At 74.2% G+C, this 14930-nt stretch carries 14 protein-coding genes; 7 read left to right on the top strand and 7 right to left on the bottom strand.

The features are described 5' to 3' along the window. The first annotated feature begins 89 nt into the window (after window positions 1-89). Window positions 90-1001 carry a nitroreductase/quinone reductase family protein gene (locus ACZ4M8_RS12500; protein WP_467606121.1) on the top strand — a complete coding sequence of 304 codons (912 nt, stop codon included), beginning with the start codon at window positions 90-92 and terminating at the stop codon, window positions 999-1001. Window positions 1002-1218: 217 nt separating this feature from the next. Further along, on the top strand, window positions 1219-1359 hold the full coding sequence (locus ACZ4M8_RS12495) for a hypothetical protein (RefSeq protein WP_467606119.1): 141 nt from the start codon (window positions 1219-1221) through the stop codon (window positions 1357-1359). On the opposite strand, the gene ACZ4M8_RS12490 is transcribed toward ACZ4M8_RS12495, so the two are convergent. Continuing rightward, a complete protein-coding gene (locus tag ACZ4M8_RS12490) occupies window positions 1349-3604 on the bottom strand; it encodes a family 2 encapsulin nanocompartment cargo protein terpene cyclase (protein ID WP_467606118.1) in 2256 nt (751 codons plus the stop codon). The two genes, ACZ4M8_RS12495 and ACZ4M8_RS12490, sit on opposite strands and share 11 nt — an antisense overlap. A gap of 42 nt (window positions 3605-3646) precedes the next feature. Further along, window positions 3647-5050, bottom strand: a complete 1404-nt coding sequence (locus ACZ4M8_RS12485) for a family 2B encapsulin nanocompartment shell protein (protein ID WP_467606115.1) — start codon at window positions 5048-5050, stop codon at window positions 3647-3649. Window positions 5051-5948: 898 nt separating this feature from the next. Here ACZ4M8_RS12485 and ACZ4M8_RS12480 point away from each other — a divergent pair. From ACZ4M8_RS12480 to ACZ4M8_RS12470, 3 genes are all read left to right on the top strand, one after another. Continuing rightward, entirely contained in the window at window positions 5949-7061 is a 1113-nt protein-coding gene (locus ACZ4M8_RS12480) for an LCP family protein (RefSeq protein ID WP_467606114.1), read from the top strand. Between the two features lie 69 nt (window positions 7062-7130). After that, window positions 7131-7904, top strand: a complete 774-nt coding sequence (locus tag ACZ4M8_RS12475) for a 2OG-Fe dioxygenase family protein (protein ID WP_467606113.1) — start codon at window positions 7131-7133, stop codon at window positions 7902-7904. 327 nt (window positions 7905-8231) lie between these two features. Next, complete coding sequence (locus tag ACZ4M8_RS12470; RefSeq protein WP_467606111.1) at window positions 8232-8735, top strand: hypothetical protein; 504 nt, start codon at window positions 8232-8234, stop codon at window positions 8733-8735. Window positions 8736-8797: 62 nt separating this feature from the next. Here ACZ4M8_RS12470 and ACZ4M8_RS12465 read toward each other — a convergent pair whose 3' ends face one another. Further along, complete coding sequence (locus tag ACZ4M8_RS12465; protein WP_467606110.1) at window positions 8798-9760, bottom strand: SDR family NAD(P)-dependent oxidoreductase; 963 nt, start codon at window positions 9758-9760, stop codon at window positions 8798-8800. A 347-nt stretch (window positions 9761-10107) separates the two neighbouring features. Here ACZ4M8_RS12465 and ACZ4M8_RS12460 point away from each other — a divergent pair, with 347 nt between their 5' ends. Together ACZ4M8_RS12460 and ACZ4M8_RS12455 are read left to right on the top strand one after the other, a co-directional pair. Then, entirely contained in the window at window positions 10108-11301 is a 1194-nt protein-coding gene (locus tag ACZ4M8_RS12460; protein WP_467606108.1) for an MFS transporter, read from the top strand. 329 nt (window positions 11302-11630) lie between these two features. Continuing rightward, window positions 11631-12086: a cyclic nucleotide-binding domain-containing protein gene (locus ACZ4M8_RS12455; RefSeq protein ID WP_467606107.1), complete on the top strand. Its 456-nt coding sequence runs from the start codon at window positions 11631-11633 to the stop codon at window positions 12084-12086. 146 nt (window positions 12087-12232) lie between these two features. Here the strand turns inward: ACZ4M8_RS12455 and ACZ4M8_RS12450 are convergent, their stop codons facing one another. From ACZ4M8_RS12450 to ACZ4M8_RS12435, 4 genes are all read right to left on the bottom strand, one after another. Continuing rightward, window positions 12233-12967: a Mut7-C RNAse domain-containing protein gene (locus ACZ4M8_RS12450; protein WP_467606105.1), complete on the bottom strand. Its 735-nt coding sequence runs from the start codon at window positions 12965-12967 to the stop codon at window positions 12233-12235. Between the two features lie 191 nt (window positions 12968-13158). Next, window positions 13159-13827: a hypothetical protein gene (locus ACZ4M8_RS12445; protein ID WP_467606104.1), complete on the bottom strand. Its 669-nt coding sequence runs from the start codon at window positions 13825-13827 to the stop codon at window positions 13159-13161. Further along, window positions 13824-14393: a sigma-70 family RNA polymerase sigma factor gene (locus ACZ4M8_RS12440; protein WP_467606101.1), complete on the bottom strand. Its 570-nt coding sequence runs from the start codon at window positions 14391-14393 to the stop codon at window positions 13824-13826. Before ACZ4M8_RS12440 ends, ACZ4M8_RS12445 begins: the two co-directional genes overlap by 4 nt. Further along, on the bottom strand, window positions 14390-14593 hold the full coding sequence (locus tag ACZ4M8_RS12435; protein ID WP_467606100.1) for a hypothetical protein: 204 nt from the start codon (window positions 14591-14593) through the stop codon (window positions 14390-14392). Before ACZ4M8_RS12435 ends, ACZ4M8_RS12440 begins: the two co-directional genes overlap by 4 nt. Window positions 14594-14930 lie beyond the last annotated feature (337 nt).

Genomic DNA, 14930 nt, shown 5'->3' with positions numbered 1-14930 from the left:
TCCCGGCCGGTCCGTCCCCGCTGTGATCCGGGGCGCCCGGTCTCCGTCACCGCGGCTGAAGCCGCCCACTCCCCCGGAGTCACATCCGTATGTCCTCGTCCTTCAACCTGTCCGTCATCGAGGAGTTCCGCGCCCACGGCGGGCGCGTCGGTGGCCCCATCGCAGGGGCCGATCTGCTGCTGTTGACCACCACCGGCGTCCGCTCGAGCCGGCCCCGGACGACGCCGCTCGGCTACGTCCGGCACGGCGGCGCGCTCCTGGTCGTCGCCTCCAACATGGGCGCGCCGCGTCATCCGGCCTGGTACCGCGATCTGCTGGCTCGCCCTCTCGTCCGGGTGGAGCTCGGCGCCGACGCCTTCGAGGCGCTGGCGGTGCCCGCCGAGGGGGCGCGGCGGGCGGAGCTGTTCCGGGAGGTGGTGCGGGTGGCTCCCGGGTACGGCGATCACCAGGCGGCCACCGCGCGGGAGTTGCCGGTGGTGGAGCTGGCTTCGGCGGAGCCCGACGGCTGGGCCGGGCCGCGGGAGGTCCGCACGCTGGCCGATAAGATCCTTCAGGTGCATGCCTGGCTGCGGGGGCAGTTGCGGCAGGTGGCGGCGGAGACGGAGGCGTACTTCGCGGCGCGGGACGCTCATCGCGGTGACGGTGCGCCGCCGGTTCCGGGGCTCGGGTTGCAGATCCGGCAGCGGTGCCTGGCGTTCTGCCAGACGTTGCGGTTCCACCATGACGGCGAGGACGGCCATGTCTTCCCGGTGATGGCCGGGCACCATCCGGAGCTGGCCGAAGTCTTCGCGCGGCTGGGCGCGGAGCACCGGGTGATCGCCGGGGTGCAGGAGCGGCTGGCGGCGCTGCTGGCCGGTGCCGGGGTGGCCGATCCGGAGCGGTTCCGCGGCGAACTGGAGCGGATGTCGGCGGAGTTGCTGGCCCATCTCGCGTACGAGGAGGAGACGGTCGTGCCGCTGCTGGCGGAGGTGGCGTGGCCGCCGCCGGGCGGGAAGGGGTGACGGGCCCGGCCGGTGGCAGCCGGTTTCCGGTCATTGCCGGGCCGCAGGGACTGGTCAGGGGCGGCGGAGGGTACGTCGGTCCTTCGAGCGGGCGACGCGAAATCGCTGGGCACCTGACGCATCTGCACATATCATGCACATCATGTGCTCAACTTCTGCACCTGGGGCGTTTCACGCCCGATCCCTGACCGAGGTGAACGCCGCCATAAGGGCGTTCATGACGGCACGGGCCGGGCGTTCACTCGGTCCCGAGGAGCAGGCCGAGTACGAGCAGTTGCTCGCGGCCTGGTCGGCCGCCGTCGCGCGGACGCCGGACGCCCCCGTGGAGCGCCCGGCGTCCGCGCCGCTCACCCCGTGACAGCCCGGGGCCGCAGCCGGACCGCGGCGGTGCCCAGCCCCGTGGGCCCGCCGAGACGCCGGCCGTGGACGGTGACGGGACGGCGCAGCTCCGCCTCGTCGTAGCGGCGGCAGCCCTCGTGCCAGATGAGGATCCCGGCGAGCCAGCGCTTCAGCTCTTCCGCGTAGCCGGTGAGCGTGGCACGAGCGGTCGCGTCGAGGCCGAATTCGTCGAAGAGAGCGGGGAGTTCGACGGCGAGAACGTGCTCGAACTCCCGCATCCGGGAGGTCATCAGATCGTTGACGATCTCCAGCCCCTCCTGGACCCCGACGCCGAAGAAGTGCTGGACGACGAGGACGGCGTTGTGGATCTCGCCCTCGAACTGGATCTCCTTGCGGTAGGAGAACAGGTCGTTGAGGAGTCCGGCGTAGTCCGCGGCCGCGTTCTGCATGGCCTGGACGGGGCGGGAGCGGTACACCTCGGGCGGCACGGAGCGGCCGTGGCCGAGGCGGGAGAGGCTCATCGTGAGGTCCGCGCCGAAGGTCTGCCGGCGCATCTCGATGTAGTCGACCGGGTCCGGGATGCGGTTCGCCCAGTGGTTGTCCAGCTCCCACAGCCAGCTTCCGGTCATGTCCTCGATGGTGCGGCGGAAGGTGCGGCGGGCGGCGGGGGTCATGGGGCCGGCGGTGCGCCGCCACAGATCGGCCAGACCGCGCTCCAGCGGGCCCAGCGGTTCGGGGGTGTCCGCGCCGGATTCGACGGGCATGAAGGCCGCGAGCCGTTCGGTGCAGGTCTTGGCGCCGACCGCGTCGCGGGTGCGGCCGAAGACCACCGGGTAGTAGTCGTCGCCGTAGGTGCCCCAGGCCAGCCAGCCGGTGGTCAGGTCGAGGGCTTCGGGGGTGGCGTCCGGGTGGATTCCGGCGGCGCACAGGGCCAGGTCGAAGGCGCGGATCTTGTGCTCGTCCCAGACGGCGGTCGGTGCGGCGGCGCCGTCGGGCAGCCGCGGCGACTGCTCCAGCATCCCCATCCGGTGCGCCCAGGCGACGACCCGCTCCCGGGCGCCCGCCAGGTGCGGGGAGAGGCGGGTGGTGTACGGCAGGTACAGCTCGGGGAGCCGTACCTCCTCGATGACCTGGAACGGGACGTGGCTGTGCTGCCGGACGCGGGCCGGGAGGGTGGCCGTCAGGGAGGCGGCGATGCGGGCGGCGGAGGTGCCGAGGCCGGTCGGTCCGCCGAGGACGGGCGCGGCGGCGAGGGCGCCGTGGCCCCGGCCCGCGGTCTCGTTCATGTAGCGGCTGGAGCGCAGATGCCATTCGTGGCCGCCGGACTGCCAGTCCTGGAGCCCCTTGACGTACGCGGCGATGTCGGCGCACTCGGAGGGGGTGAGGCCGTGTTCGGCGCAGAGGGCGGGCACCTCGGTGAGCGCGGTGTGCTCGAACTGGTGGAGGCGGGAGGTGAGGAGGTCGTTGACGGAGTCGGCGGCCTCCTGGGTGGTGCAGCCGAGGAAGGTTTCGAAGACCAGGACGCCGTTGGAGAGTTCGCCCTCCTCCTCGATCTCACGCTGGTAGGAGAAGAGGTCGTTCCGCAGGTGGACGGCGTCGGAGAAGGTGTCCTTGAGGACCCGCAGCGGGCGGCTGGTGGCCACCGACGCGGGGATCTCGGAGCCCGCGGCGTACTCGACGAGCCCGGCGGACCAGGGGGCGCCGCCGACCTTGCGGCGCATCTCGATGTACTCGACGGGGTTGGCGACGCGGCCGGTGCTGATGTTGGCCAGCTCCCACAGCGACTCCTCCAGGAGGTGCTGGGTGTACTCCGCGAAGCGGCGCCGCCAGTCGCGGGACATCGCCGGGACGGTGCGCCGCCACAGGTCGGCGAGGCCCTTCTCGACGGCGTTGACCGGCTCGGGCGGCGGTCCGGACGGGTCGACCGGCATGAAGGCGGGCAGCCGGTCGAGGTACGCCTTGGCGCCCGCCATGTCCTGGCCGCGTTTGAAGCTCTCCAGGAAGTGGTCGTCGAAGAAGAAGACCCATACGTACCAGTCGGTGACGGTGGCCAGTTCCGCGGCCGGGGCGTCGGGGTGGGTGTAGGCGCAGAGCAGGGCGTAGTCGTGGGCGTCGAAGTCCCGCTCGTCCCAGATCCCCGACCCCTCGATCATCTCCATCTCGCGGGCCCACGCCTTGGAGTGGTCACGGACCGCCTCCAGGTGCGGGTTGAGCCGTGCGGGATACGGCTCGTAGAACTCCGGAAGTACGAAGGGCTGTGTCATCTGCGCCTCACCTCGTCTCGTCGTGTCCGGTCCGGCTCCCGGTCAGTCCCGGCGGCCGATCTCGACGTTCTCCAGTACACCGAGCGCGTCGGGGACCAGGACGGCGGCGGAGTAGTAGGTGGAGACCAGGTACGAGATGATCGCCTTGTCGTCGATGCCCATGAAGCGGACGGACAGGCCCGGCTCGTACTCGTCGGGCAGGCCGGTCTGGTGCAGGCCGATGACGCCCTGGTTGTCCTCGCCGGTGCGGAGCGCCAGGATCGAGCTGGTGCGCTCCTTGGTGACCGGGATCTTGTTGCAGGGCAGGATCGGGACGCCGCGCCAGGCGGGGACCTGCTGGCCGCCGAGGTCGGCGTGGTCGGGGTAGAGGCCGCGGGCGTTCATCTCACGGCCCATGGCGGCGATGGTGCGCGGGTGGGCGAGAAGGAACTTCGTGCCCCGCCGGCGGCTGATCAGCTCGTCGAGGTCGTCCGGGGTGGGCGGGCCGGAGTGGGTCTGGAGGCGCTGGCGGTAGTCGGCGTTGTGCAGCAGACCGAACTCGGGGTTGTTGATCAGCTCGTGTTCCTGGCGTTCGCGCAGCGCCTCGATGGTGAGCCGGAGCTGGTGCTCGATCTGGTCCATCGGCTCGTTGTAGAGGTCGGCGACGCGGGTGTGGATGCGCAGGACGGTCTGGGCGACGCTCAGTTCGTACTCGCGGGGCTTCAGCTCGTAGTCGACGAAGGCGCCGGGGAGGGTGGGCTCGCCGGTGTGGCCGGAGGCGAGGGCGATCTCGGCCTCGCCGTGCTTGTTCTGCGCCTGCTGGGGCAGGGCGGCGAAGTCCTGGAGGTGGCTGCGGAGGGCGGGCGCGGTGTCCAGGACGGTGGCGAAGTCGCGGCGGGTCAGGACGAGGACGGTGCCGGCGGTCTCGGCCTTGGCGGTGTACTCCCACACGGCGTCGGCGTCGGTCAGGGCCTCGGCGCCGAAGTGGTCGCCGTCGGCGAGGGCGTCGAGGCCGGCGGCCTGTCCGTAACGGCCGTCGGCGGTACGGGCGATGCGGCCGTGGGCCAGCAGGAAGACCTGGTCGGCGGGGGTGCCCTGTTCGGCCAGGACCTCGCCGGGGGTGACCTCGCGCTGGGTGAAGCGGCCGGCGAGGGCGGTGAGGACGCCGGTGTCGGCGAAGCCGCGCAGCGGGGCGAGTTCGCCCAGTTCCTGGGGGATGACGGCGACGCGGGAGCCGGTCTGGTCGAAGTCGATGCGGCCGTCGCCGACGGTGTAGGTCAGGCGGCGGTTGACGCGGTAGGCGCCGCCCTTCGTCTCGACCCAGGGGAGCGTCTTCAGCAGCCAACGGGAGGTGATGCCCTGCATCTGGGGGGCGGACTTGGTGGTGCTCGCGAGATTCCGCGCGGCGGCGGTACTCAGGCTCTGCTGTGCGGCGGCGCTCTGCTCGGTACCGGCGTCGATCGTCATCCGGCGCTCCTCATCGTGGTGGACGCCCGGTCCGCGCGGTCGCCGGGCGTGCGGCAACCCGGCGTCGGTGGGCGGGGATTGAGTGGGGGAAGGTGACCCCGGAGCGGTCGGGCGGACGGTGGCCGGGCCGTTCGGGGGATCCGTTGATCACACTAAGGCCGGGTCGCGGGGGCGGAGGCCGATTCCGGTGCCCGGCCGACCCGGTACGCCCGGACGAGTGACAGGGCGCCCGGCAAACGTGAGACCGGCCTCGGCTGGCTGGTTTTCCTCCCTGCCGATGCGGGGGTGCGGCCCCTTCCGCGCCCTCGTGAGCGTTGTCCCGGAGCGGGTGCGGGCGGCCGGGTCATCTCGATCATGGCGTGTTGTTGTCGGCCGGAGGGTGAGGTTCCGCCCCTGCCGGGAGGTCGGGCGCTCCGGCAACGCGGCGCCGGAGGGCGGCCGCGCGCCGCGCCACCCGACCCGCGACAAAAAGTGCATTGCGCATTTTGCGGACGCGGGATCCCGGGGGCGGCTGTGACCCCGGCCATAGGTCCTCCGTCACGTACGACGCCGGTTAGTGGACGTGCCGGGGCCGCGGGCCTCATACGCAGGGCGGTCGGCGGGGTCCGGAGCCGGAGGTCTACGCGGCGGGGTAGTACGGGACGTCGTTGCCCGCGAGGCGGCGGCCGCCCAGGATGGTCGGGCCCCGGGCGGACCGCCGCGTCCACCGGGCCGCCGGAGCGCGCACGGAGCGCGCCGGCGGGGCGGGAGCGCCGGACGGTCCTCCCGCGTGCCAGGGCGCCGGGCCCGTGTGGGCCCCCGGCCGGTCCGGCGTACGCCGACCGCGGGCGAGTGTCCGGGCCATCGACGACGCACGCCGGGCGCAGCCGTGTCCGGGCGGGCGGAGGACGGAGTGCAGATGCCGCAGGACAGCGGGAACAACGGGCCGTATCCGGCGGACCTCCCCGCGGACGGGGCCGGGCCCCGGCCGCCGCGCCGCCGCCGTCGGGGGCTGCGGATCGCCGTGTGGACCGCGGTGGGTGTGGTGGCCGTGGGCGGCGCCGGGACCGCGTACCTCTGGTCGCATCTGAACGGCAATCTCCAGGGCGTCGACATCGACGCGGCGCTCGGCAAGGACCGGCCGGGCGGGTCCCGGGACGGCGCGATGAACATCCTGCTGCTGGGCTCCGACTCGCGGGCGGGGACGGGCGGCGCGTACGGCAAGGGCATCAGCGGGGCGCGGTCGGACACCACGATGGTGCTGCACGTCGACAAGGACCACCGCACGGCGAGTGTGGTGAGCATTCCGCGGGACACGATGGTGGACCGGCCGGTGTGCCCGAAGCCGGGGGGCGGTTCGGCGCCCGCCGCGCATCAGGTGATGTTCAACGAGTCGTACCAGGTGGGCGGCCCGGGGTGCACGGTGAAGACGGTGGAGTCGCTGTCCGGGGTGCGGATGGATCACTATCTGGAGGTCGACTTCACCGGCTTCAAGAAGATCATCGACGAGCTTGGCGGGGTGGACATCACCACCAAGCAGGCGGTGAAGGACGTCCACAGCAAGCTGGACCTGCCGGCCGGGAAGCACACGCTCAAGGGTGAGCAGGCGCTGAGTCTGGTCCGGACCCGGCACGGTGTCGGGGACGGCAGCGATCTGGGGCGGATCCAGTTGCAGCAGGCGTTCGTCAAGGCGCTCACGCACCGGATCGACGATGTCGGGCTGAGCAACCCGGCGAAGCTGTACTCCCTCGCGGACACCGCGACGCGGACGGTGCGCGCCGACTCCCAGCTGGCCTCCACCGGCAAGCTGCTGGGCCTGGCCGAGGAGTTGAAGGGCATCGGCCCGAAGAACATGAAGATGGTGACGATGCCGGTCACCTACGACCCGCGGAACCCGGACCGGGTGGTGCCGCTGCGGACGGCGTCCGCGCAGGTGTGGCGGGCGCTCAAGGACGACCGGCCGATACCGGCGTCCGCGGGGCGCGACTCGGTGGGTGACAAGGGCGCGTCCCCGGTGGTGGCGCAGTCCTGAGCGGGCTCCCGGACGGGGTCCGGCCGGGCAGCGGATGCAAAGTGCCGCGCGACGCCGGAGCATGGGCTCATGGATGAGGCAAGCGCCGCCGGGACGGGCCGGGACGGGGACGGCCGCGGGGCGGCCGGCCGGACGCGGGAATCGCTCGATGAGGTCGGCGAGGCCCTCGTCTCGTCGGGCTCGTGTCTGATGCCGCCGGCCGCCGTGGCGCGGCATCTGGGCGTGGCGGAGGCGTCCTGGCCGCGGTTCGCCCGGCACTGGGAGGATCTGGTGCCGGATCCGTACGCGGCCGAAACGGGGACGCGGCGGCTGCGGCGGTACGGGCATTTCTCCCTGTCCCGGACGGGAGAGATCGTGGCGAGGCCGGTCGGGTCCTTCGTCCAGCCGGAGGAGAGCAACCCGCTGTACGTGGCGGTGGACCGCCGTTTCGAACCGCTGACCGTCGCTTTCGAGGCCGACCCCGCCCTGGCGTCGTTGATCCGTATGCTCGGCCGGATCGCCGCCTGTCTGGAGGAGGCGGACGAGTGGACCGTGAAGGTGCACCCTTTCCGAGTCGTGGCCGAAGCCGGCGGCACGGGACAGCCCACGCCTGAAGGCCGCCACCGCGACGGCGTCACCCTGGTCACCTCCCTGCTCATCGACCGGGTGAACGCCGCGGGAGGCGAGAGCACGGTGTACAGCCCGGACGGTACGGAGGCGATGAGGGCGACGCTCAGCCGCCCCGGGACCCTTCTCCTGGGGGACGACCGGGCGACGCTGCACGAGGTGTCGCCGGTCCGCCCGCTGGACGCCGCACGCCCCGCCTGCCGGGACGTGCTCGTCACCACCCTCGCGCCCCGCTGAGCGGAGCGTGCCGCCGGGGCCACGGCCCCGGCGAAGCCGTGCGCCGTGCCCTCCGCCTCGGGGGCCGGTACGCGCGGCGCTTTCCCGCACCCCGTGACCGGGGCGCCTGCCGATGGCCGTGGCGGGAGCGCGGCGCGGCGGCTTCGGGGGCGCATCCGCAGGGCGTGGGGGTACGGGCGGGGCGTGCGGACGGGCGAGGGCCGGGCGGGTGCGCCCGCGTACCCCCGTTTTTCCCTTTCCGTCATCGGTGATGACGGTCCGTCAGGGTCCGGGGCGGGTATCAGCCGGGGGTCCGGTGGCATTCCTTCGCGTCTCCCGGAGCCGCAGATGATCCAAGCCCGTCCGCAACCCGGCGACATAGGTCTGACTCAGATAAACGGCACCGTGGGCCGGTTGATCCGGTTCGGCCAGTGGCTGAACGGCAACGGCTTCGCCGACTACCAGCACGCGTTCCTCGTCCTGCCCGGTGACCGGCTGATCGAGGCCGAGCCCGGCGGCGCGCGGATCGTCCCCCTCGATTCCTACGCGGGCGCGGACGTGCTGTACGTCTGCCCGTCCGGACTGACCGACGCGGACCGGGACCGGATCTGCGCCGCGGCCCTCGCGTACGAGGGCGTGCCGTACAGCTTCCTCGACTATCTGGCCATCGCCACGCACCGGCTGCGGCTGCCGGTGCCGGGGCTGCGGAGCTATGTGGCGGCGACCGGCCACATGATCTGCTCCCAACTCGTCGACCAGTGCTACCAGGACGGCGGGGTGCATCTCTTCGACGACGGCCGGTGGCCGGGGTACGTGACGCCACTGGCGCTGTACCAGCAGTTGGGCGGGTGAGGTGCGGGGCCGTCCGTGCGCGGGCGGCCCTTCGCCGCGCACGGACGGCCCCGGCGCGGCGGTCAGCCGAAGCCGAGGCGCGGGTCGGTGCCGGTCAGCTCGGCGCTCTCGGCCCACAGGCGGGCGGCGACGGCGCGGTCGGCCATGTGCGGCGGCACGGGTTCGCGCCGGGGCACGCCGCGCAGACCGAAGACCCTCGGTCCCCACAGGTCACCGCCCGCCACCCCCAGGTCGAGGACGGCACGGACGAGGGGCCACGCCCCGGCCTCCTTGCCCTGGACGAGCACTCCGGCGGGCAGGGCGCGCAGCCGTGCGCCGGGGGTGGGCGTGTGGACCGGCGGCCGGGCGGGGGTGAGGCCGTCGAGGGCGCCACCGGGGTGGGCGACCACGCTGAGCACGGTGCTGCCGATGGCGCGCAGATGGCGGTCGAGAGCGAAGCCGAAACTCATCTGTGCCAGTTTCGACCGGCCGTAGGCGCGGGCGGGCCGGTAGTCGCGCCGGGATTGCAGATCGTCCACGTCCAGCCGTTCGGAGCGCGCCGCGTAGCTCCCCACCGTCACGACGCGGCCCGCCGGGGCGGCGGACAGCAGAGGGCCCAGCCACCGGGTGAGCGCGAAGTGGCCGAGGTGCTGGGTGGCGAACATCAGCTCGTGGCCGTCCGCGGTCTCCCGGCGCGGCGGGTGGTCGAGGGCGACCCCGGCGTTGTGGACGACCGCGTCGAGCCGGTCGAGCTCCAGTCCGGCCACGGCCGTTTCGAGGGACGGCAGGTCGGCGAGGTCCAGCGGCAGGTGCCGCGCGCGGGCGCCGGGGACGCGCGTACGGAGCGCGTCCAGGGCGGCGGCGGCCTTCGCGGCGTCCCGGCTGCCGAGCACGACCGTGGCACCGGCGGCGGCGAGCTGCTCCGCGACGAAGTAGCCGATCCCGGCGTTACCGCCGGTGACCAGGATGTTCCGGCCCTCGGCGGACGGCGGCCGACGCACGTCCCACGGACGGCCACGGGGGACGGAGGACGGGGCGGAACGCATGACGGAACTCCTCGGCTCGGCGGCGTACCCACGGGGGCACCGGTCCGTCCAAGATCACGGATGCCGCCGACAGGCCGCCGACGGGGCGCGGGCCGCACGGGGCGAAGCCGACAGGGCGCCGACAGGGCGGGGACGAGCCGCGGCGACCGGGCGGGCAGGCTGGAGCCGCTCCGTCCGTGACGAGTCGCCTGCGGGCGCGGGGACGGGTTGCCTCGGGCGGGCGGTGCCCGACGGGGCGACCACCGGGGCGCGGCGGCCCCGACCGGTGCGGGGCTCCGCCGCCCGGTCGGCGGAGCGCGGCGGCCGAGCCCTCGAAGAGCGGGCGGCCGCCCTCTAGCGTGACCAGCGTGATCACCGGACGTACCGACCGCCGCCCCGGGCCTCTCGTGGCGGCCGCGGTGTTCGCCGTCGGCATGGCGGGGACCACCCTGCCGACGCCGCTGTACGGGCTCTACCGGCGTGAGCTGGGGCTGTCGGAGCTGATGGTGACCGTGGTCTTCGCGGCGTACGCGCTGGGGGTGATCACGGTGCTGCTCCTTGCCGGGAACGTCTCGGACGAGGTGGGGCGGCGGCCGGTGCTGCTGGTGGCGCTGGGCCTGTCGGCGGCGAGCGCACTGTGTTTCGTGGCCGAGGGCGGACTGCCGCTGCTGTTGTCGGGGCGGGTGCTTTCGGGGTTCGCGGCGGGGCTGTTCAGCGGGGCGGCGACGGCGGCGGTGCTGGAGCTGGCGCGGCCCGGTGGTGAGGCGTGGGCCGGATTCGCGGCGACGGCGGCGAACATGGGCGGGCTCGGGTGCGGCCCGCTGCTGGCGGGGGTGCTGGCGCAGTACGCGCCGTGGCCGCTGACGCTGCCGTTCGTGGTGCATCTGGCGCTGCTGGCGGTGGCGGCGGCCCTGGTGGTCCGGGTGCTGCCGGAGACGGTGACGGCGCCGGGACGGCCGTCGCGCCCGCGGCCGGGGCGGTTGGTGCCGCCGCCGGAGGTGCGGGGGGTGTTCGTGCCGTCGGCGGTCGCGGCGTTCGCCGGGTTCTCGTTGCTGGGGCTGTTCACGGCGGTGGCGCCGAGCTTCGTCGGGCAGACGCTGGGCGTGCGGGATCTCGCCGTCTCGGGCGCGGTGGTCTTCACCGTCTTCCTCGGCTCGACGGCCGGGCAGACGCTGTCCGGGCGGCTGGGGGTGCGAAGGGCGCTGCCCGCGGGATGTCTGGTGCTGGTCGCCGGACTGCTGCTGGTGGGCGCGTCGCTGGTGGTGCGGTCGCTGCCGCTGCTGGTCGCCGGGGCGGTGTGCGGTGGCGCCGGGCAGGGGCTCGCCTTCCGCGCCGGGCTGACGTCGGTGGGCGCGGCGGCGCCGCCCGCGCACCGGGGCGGCACGATCTCCGCGTACTTCCTCGTGGCGTACGTCGGCATCTCCCTGCCGGTGGTGGGCATCGGCGCGCTCACCGTGCCGCTGGGGCTGCGCGGCGCGGCGCTGGTGTTCGCCGGGTGCGTCATCGTGGTCGCGGTGCTGGTGGGCGGCTATGTGCTGCGGCACCCGCCGCGCGAAGGCTGAGGACGGCGGGGCGGGCGGAGCGGCGACCGGCCCGGGAGGGGGATCCGCCGGGGCCCGCCGGGACGGGCAGGGCGGGGCCGGACCGCGGCCGACGGGCCGGGCCCGGCCGAGCGGTGCGCTCCGGGTTCCACGGGCGTGGCGAGCCGGGAGAGCCGCGACGCCCGGCGCGGTTCCGGCGTCACGAGCCCGGAGGGCCGGGGTGCCCGGGTCCGCGTCTGCGGCCCCGGGGTGCCGTGGTCGCCCGGCGCGGTTCCAATGGAGGGAGAACGGCCGTACGCCCGCGCCGCTGCGGGGGCGGGCACCCGCCTACGGCGAGGAGGGCACCGGAGATGACCATCGCGACGCGGCTGCTGCCCGCACTTCCCAGCGCGTACCGTGACCGGCTGATGGCGCTGGCGCGCGAGGTGTCGTTCGAGCAGGACACCCGCATTTTCGAGGAACGGGGCCGCGCCGACCGGTTCTGGGTACTGCGCTCGGGGTCGGTGACGCTCGATCTGCGCGTCCCGGGCCGCCGCCGGGTGACGGTGGCGACCCTCGGGCCCGGCGATCTGCTGGGCTGGTCCTGGCTCTTCCCGCCGCACGAATGGGATTTCGGCGCCGAGGCGTTCAGCCCGGTGCGCGCCCACGAGTTCGACGCCCGCAGCGTACGGGCCCTGTGCGACGCGGACCCGGCGCTCGGGCTGGCGCTGGTCAGCACCATCACGCAGGTTCTGGCCCACCGGCTGGAGGCGACCCGGGCGAAGCTGATCGACCAGTACGCGGTCCCGCACTCGGTGACGACGTGACGTAGAGCCACCGCCACGCTTGGGGTCGCCCCGCCGTACGGGGCACCGCGCAGGAGCCGGGCGCCGCACGGCGCGGGGAGCCCGGCGGCGCCGGCCCGCCGCCCCCGCACGTCCCGGTCCTCCCGGGGAGACACCGGCCGCCGGCCTCAGCCCCGGGCGGCCGCGAGGGCGTCCTGGGCGCGGTCGACGAGGGACTGGAGGCGGGCGTGGTGGGCACCGCGCCAGTAGACGCGGTCGCAGTCGGCGCAGCGGGCGAAGACGTCGTAGGTGCGGCGGGTGCCGTGGTGGAGGCGTTCGACGACGGTGTCCTTACCGGCGTCGGTGAGCGGGCCGTTGCAGGCGGTGCAGCGGGTCCAGGGCGCCGCCTCGGGGACGAACCGGCCGAGGACATCGGTGAGTTGTTCGTCGGGGCGGTGGCTGTAGACGTAGGCGCCGGCCCAGAGTTCGCGGCGGTGCAGCAGACCGCGGTCGCGGGTGAGCAGGACCCGGCGCTCCGCCGCCGAGCGTGCCGCCAGCGCGGCGTCGCCCGGGTCCTCGGCGGTGTACGCGGCGTCGATGCCCAGCAGCCGCAACCGGCGGGCGAGGGTGCCGAGATGGACGTCGAGGAGGAAGCGCAGCGGTGCGCCGGGGACGGTCTGCGGGCGGGCGACGGCGTGCACCGTGACGCGCTCCCCCGCGTGCGGCACATGCGCCGGGGTGACCGGGACGCCGTCCACCCGCAGTTCCCCGACCTCGGTGAGCGGGACGCCCAGCGACTCGACGACATGGCCGAGCGAGGCGGCGCCGTCGGTGACGACGCGGGTGTGCTCGCCGGAGCGGCCCGCCGGGAGGAAGAGGTGCAGCGCGGGGGCGAAGCTGAAGGGGATCTCGGGTCCGTTCACCTCTCCAGCATGGCACCGGCCGCACCCCGTGAGCCAGGGAATTTCCGCTGGTGGGGACAGGTGCGGCCGGGCCGGGGAGCGCCGGTCGGCCGCAGGCCCCGGTGCGCCGCGGGACCGCACCGGCCCCGGGTGCGGCCGGCCCCGGGAGCGCCGGTCGGCAGCGTGCGCCGTTCCCGGGGGCGGCCCGCTCCTCAGAGCGCGTCGGCGAGTTCTCTGAGGCGGTCGGCGAGGCAGGGGTCGGGGTGCGGGACCCGGCCGAACTCGTCGTCCTCGTCGACGGTGAGCAGCCCCAGCACGGCGCGGAGGGCGGCGCGGGGCTGCCGGGCGGCGGGGAGCGGGGCGGTGCGGGGGCGGGTGAGCACGGCCGGGCCGCCGGCGAGGGCGGCCGCCTGTCCCGCCCAGTGTTCGGCGTCGCGGAGTTCCCCGCGGGCGAGGTGGAGCAGGTGCAGGCAGGAGGCGGCCGCGGCGTTGCCCGCCCCGGCGGCGAACTGCCACCAGAACTGGGTGCCTTCGGGGAATCCGGCGAGATGGAGGAGGCAGCCGAAGTACAGGGCGCCGTCGGGGTCGATGCGGCGGCTGTTGACCAGTTCGGCGAGGAGGTCGGCGGCGTCGCCGCGGTGCAGCGTCTGGGCGCACAGGCCCCGCAGATCGGCCCCGGCCCGGTCGTGGGCCGTGCGCGTCACCGGCGCCGGGGCGCGGCGGGACGGGCACGGGGCCGCGTCCCGCCGTACCGCGTCGGCGGCGGCGAGGTCGTACGCCAGGTGCCGTTTGGAGGCGGCGAGGTCGAAGTCGGCGAAGGCGTCGGGGATCGCGGCGTCGTCGAGGACTTCGTGGATGCTGCGCGAGGACCGCACGGTCACTCCTCTTCCTTCTCGTCGCCGGTGGCCGCGGTCAGCGGCAGACCGAGTCTGCTGGCGATACGGCGCCGGGCGAGGCACCGGTGGGACCGGACGGTGTCACGGGTGACGCCCATGATGTCGGCGACCCGGTCCGAGGGGTAGCCGAGGACGTACAGCAGCACGATCACGTCGTACTGCCGCTCGGGGAGGGAGGCGATGGCCGCGTAGAGGCCGAGCGAGGTCTCCATGACCTCGAACTGGCGGCGGACCGATTCGAGGGCGGCGCGCGCGGTGCGCTGGAAGGCCGTGGTCTCCACCATCCGCGACGAGGCGCCGGTGAGCCGGAGGTGGGTGTCGACGCGGACCTTGAGCAGCGCCCAGGCGTACGCCTCGGGGCTCTCCTCCTGGATGACGTGGGCCCAGTTGAGGGCGAGGTGGGAGAAGCAGCGGCGGACGACCGCCTGGGCCGCGTCCTTGTCGCCGAGCATGGTGTACGCGTAGTTGAGGTACGCCTTGACGTACAGGTCGTGGAAGGCTTCCAGGGCCGTCGGCAGGGTGTGCTGCACCGGCGGTAGGTCGGCGTTCACGGGGAGACCTCCTCTTCCCGGGCGGCAGGTACCCGGTCGGTGTGCCACCCGGGGGCGGGCGGGCGGTCCTCGACCAGTGCCGCCGCGCCCACGCGGACTCCCGCCCGCAGCAGACGCCGGGTCAGATGGCGCAGGTCCGGGGCGAAGACGCGCACCGCGGTGAGCAGCAGGAGCAGGGCGAGTGCGTCGTTGAGCGTCACGTCTGTGTCCTCCTTCCGGTCCGGTGTCCGCCACGGCGGTGCGGCGGACACCGGGGTTCGCTGTCCTCTCCGCAGGATTTCGGAAGGGGGTGGGCAAACGTGCAACGCGGTGCGCGGAAAAATACGGAAAGCGATCATCCGGTGACCGGGGGCGTCCGCACGCCACGGCCGGGCATGCGCCCCCGGACCGCCGCCGGGCGGACGGCCGCCGCCACGCCGACCTGCGCGATCTTTCAAATGCCTCTACGGGCTGGCAAGTTGACTGCCCGCCGGGCACATGACGCGGACATCTCCACCTCTTCGCCATGTGAGGCAGATCACTGACCGTCGCCGCATG

The organism is Streptomyces sp. NPDC027185 (assembly GCF_055567035.1).
This window is presented reverse-complemented; position numbering and strand designations above follow the sequence as displayed.

Coding starts and splice junctions, on each gene's coding strand:
- ACZ4M8_RS12485 (WP_467606115.1), bottom strand. CDS start 5,050: ATGACGATCGACGCCGGTACCGAGCAGAGCGCCGCCGCACAGCAGAGC.
- ACZ4M8_RS12495 (WP_467606119.1), top strand. CDS start 1,219: ATGACGGCACGGGCCGGGCGTTCACTCGGTCCCGAGGAGCAGGCCGAG.
- ACZ4M8_RS12470 (WP_467606111.1), top strand. CDS start 8,232: ATGATCCAAGCCCGTCCGCAACCCGGCGACATAGGTCTGACTCAGATA.
- ACZ4M8_RS12475 (WP_467606113.1), top strand. CDS start 7,131: ATGGATGAGGCAAGCGCCGCCGGGACGGGCCGGGACGGGGACGGCCGC.
- ACZ4M8_RS12480 (WP_467606114.1), top strand. CDS start 5,949: ATGCCGCAGGACAGCGGGAACAACGGGCCGTATCCGGCGGACCTCCCC.
- ACZ4M8_RS12490 (WP_467606118.1), bottom strand. CDS start 3,604: ATGACACAGCCCTTCGTACTTCCGGAGTTCTACGAGCCGTATCCCGCA.
- ACZ4M8_RS12500 (WP_467606121.1), top strand. CDS start 90: ATGTCCTCGTCCTTCAACCTGTCCGTCATCGAGGAGTTCCGCGCCCAC.
- ACZ4M8_RS12455 (WP_467606107.1), top strand. CDS start 11,631: ATGACCATCGCGACGCGGCTGCTGCCCGCACTTCCCAGCGCGTACCGT.
- ACZ4M8_RS12465 (WP_467606110.1), bottom strand. CDS start 9,760: ATGCGTTCCGCCCCGTCCTCCGTCCCCCGTGGCCGTCCGTGGGACGTG.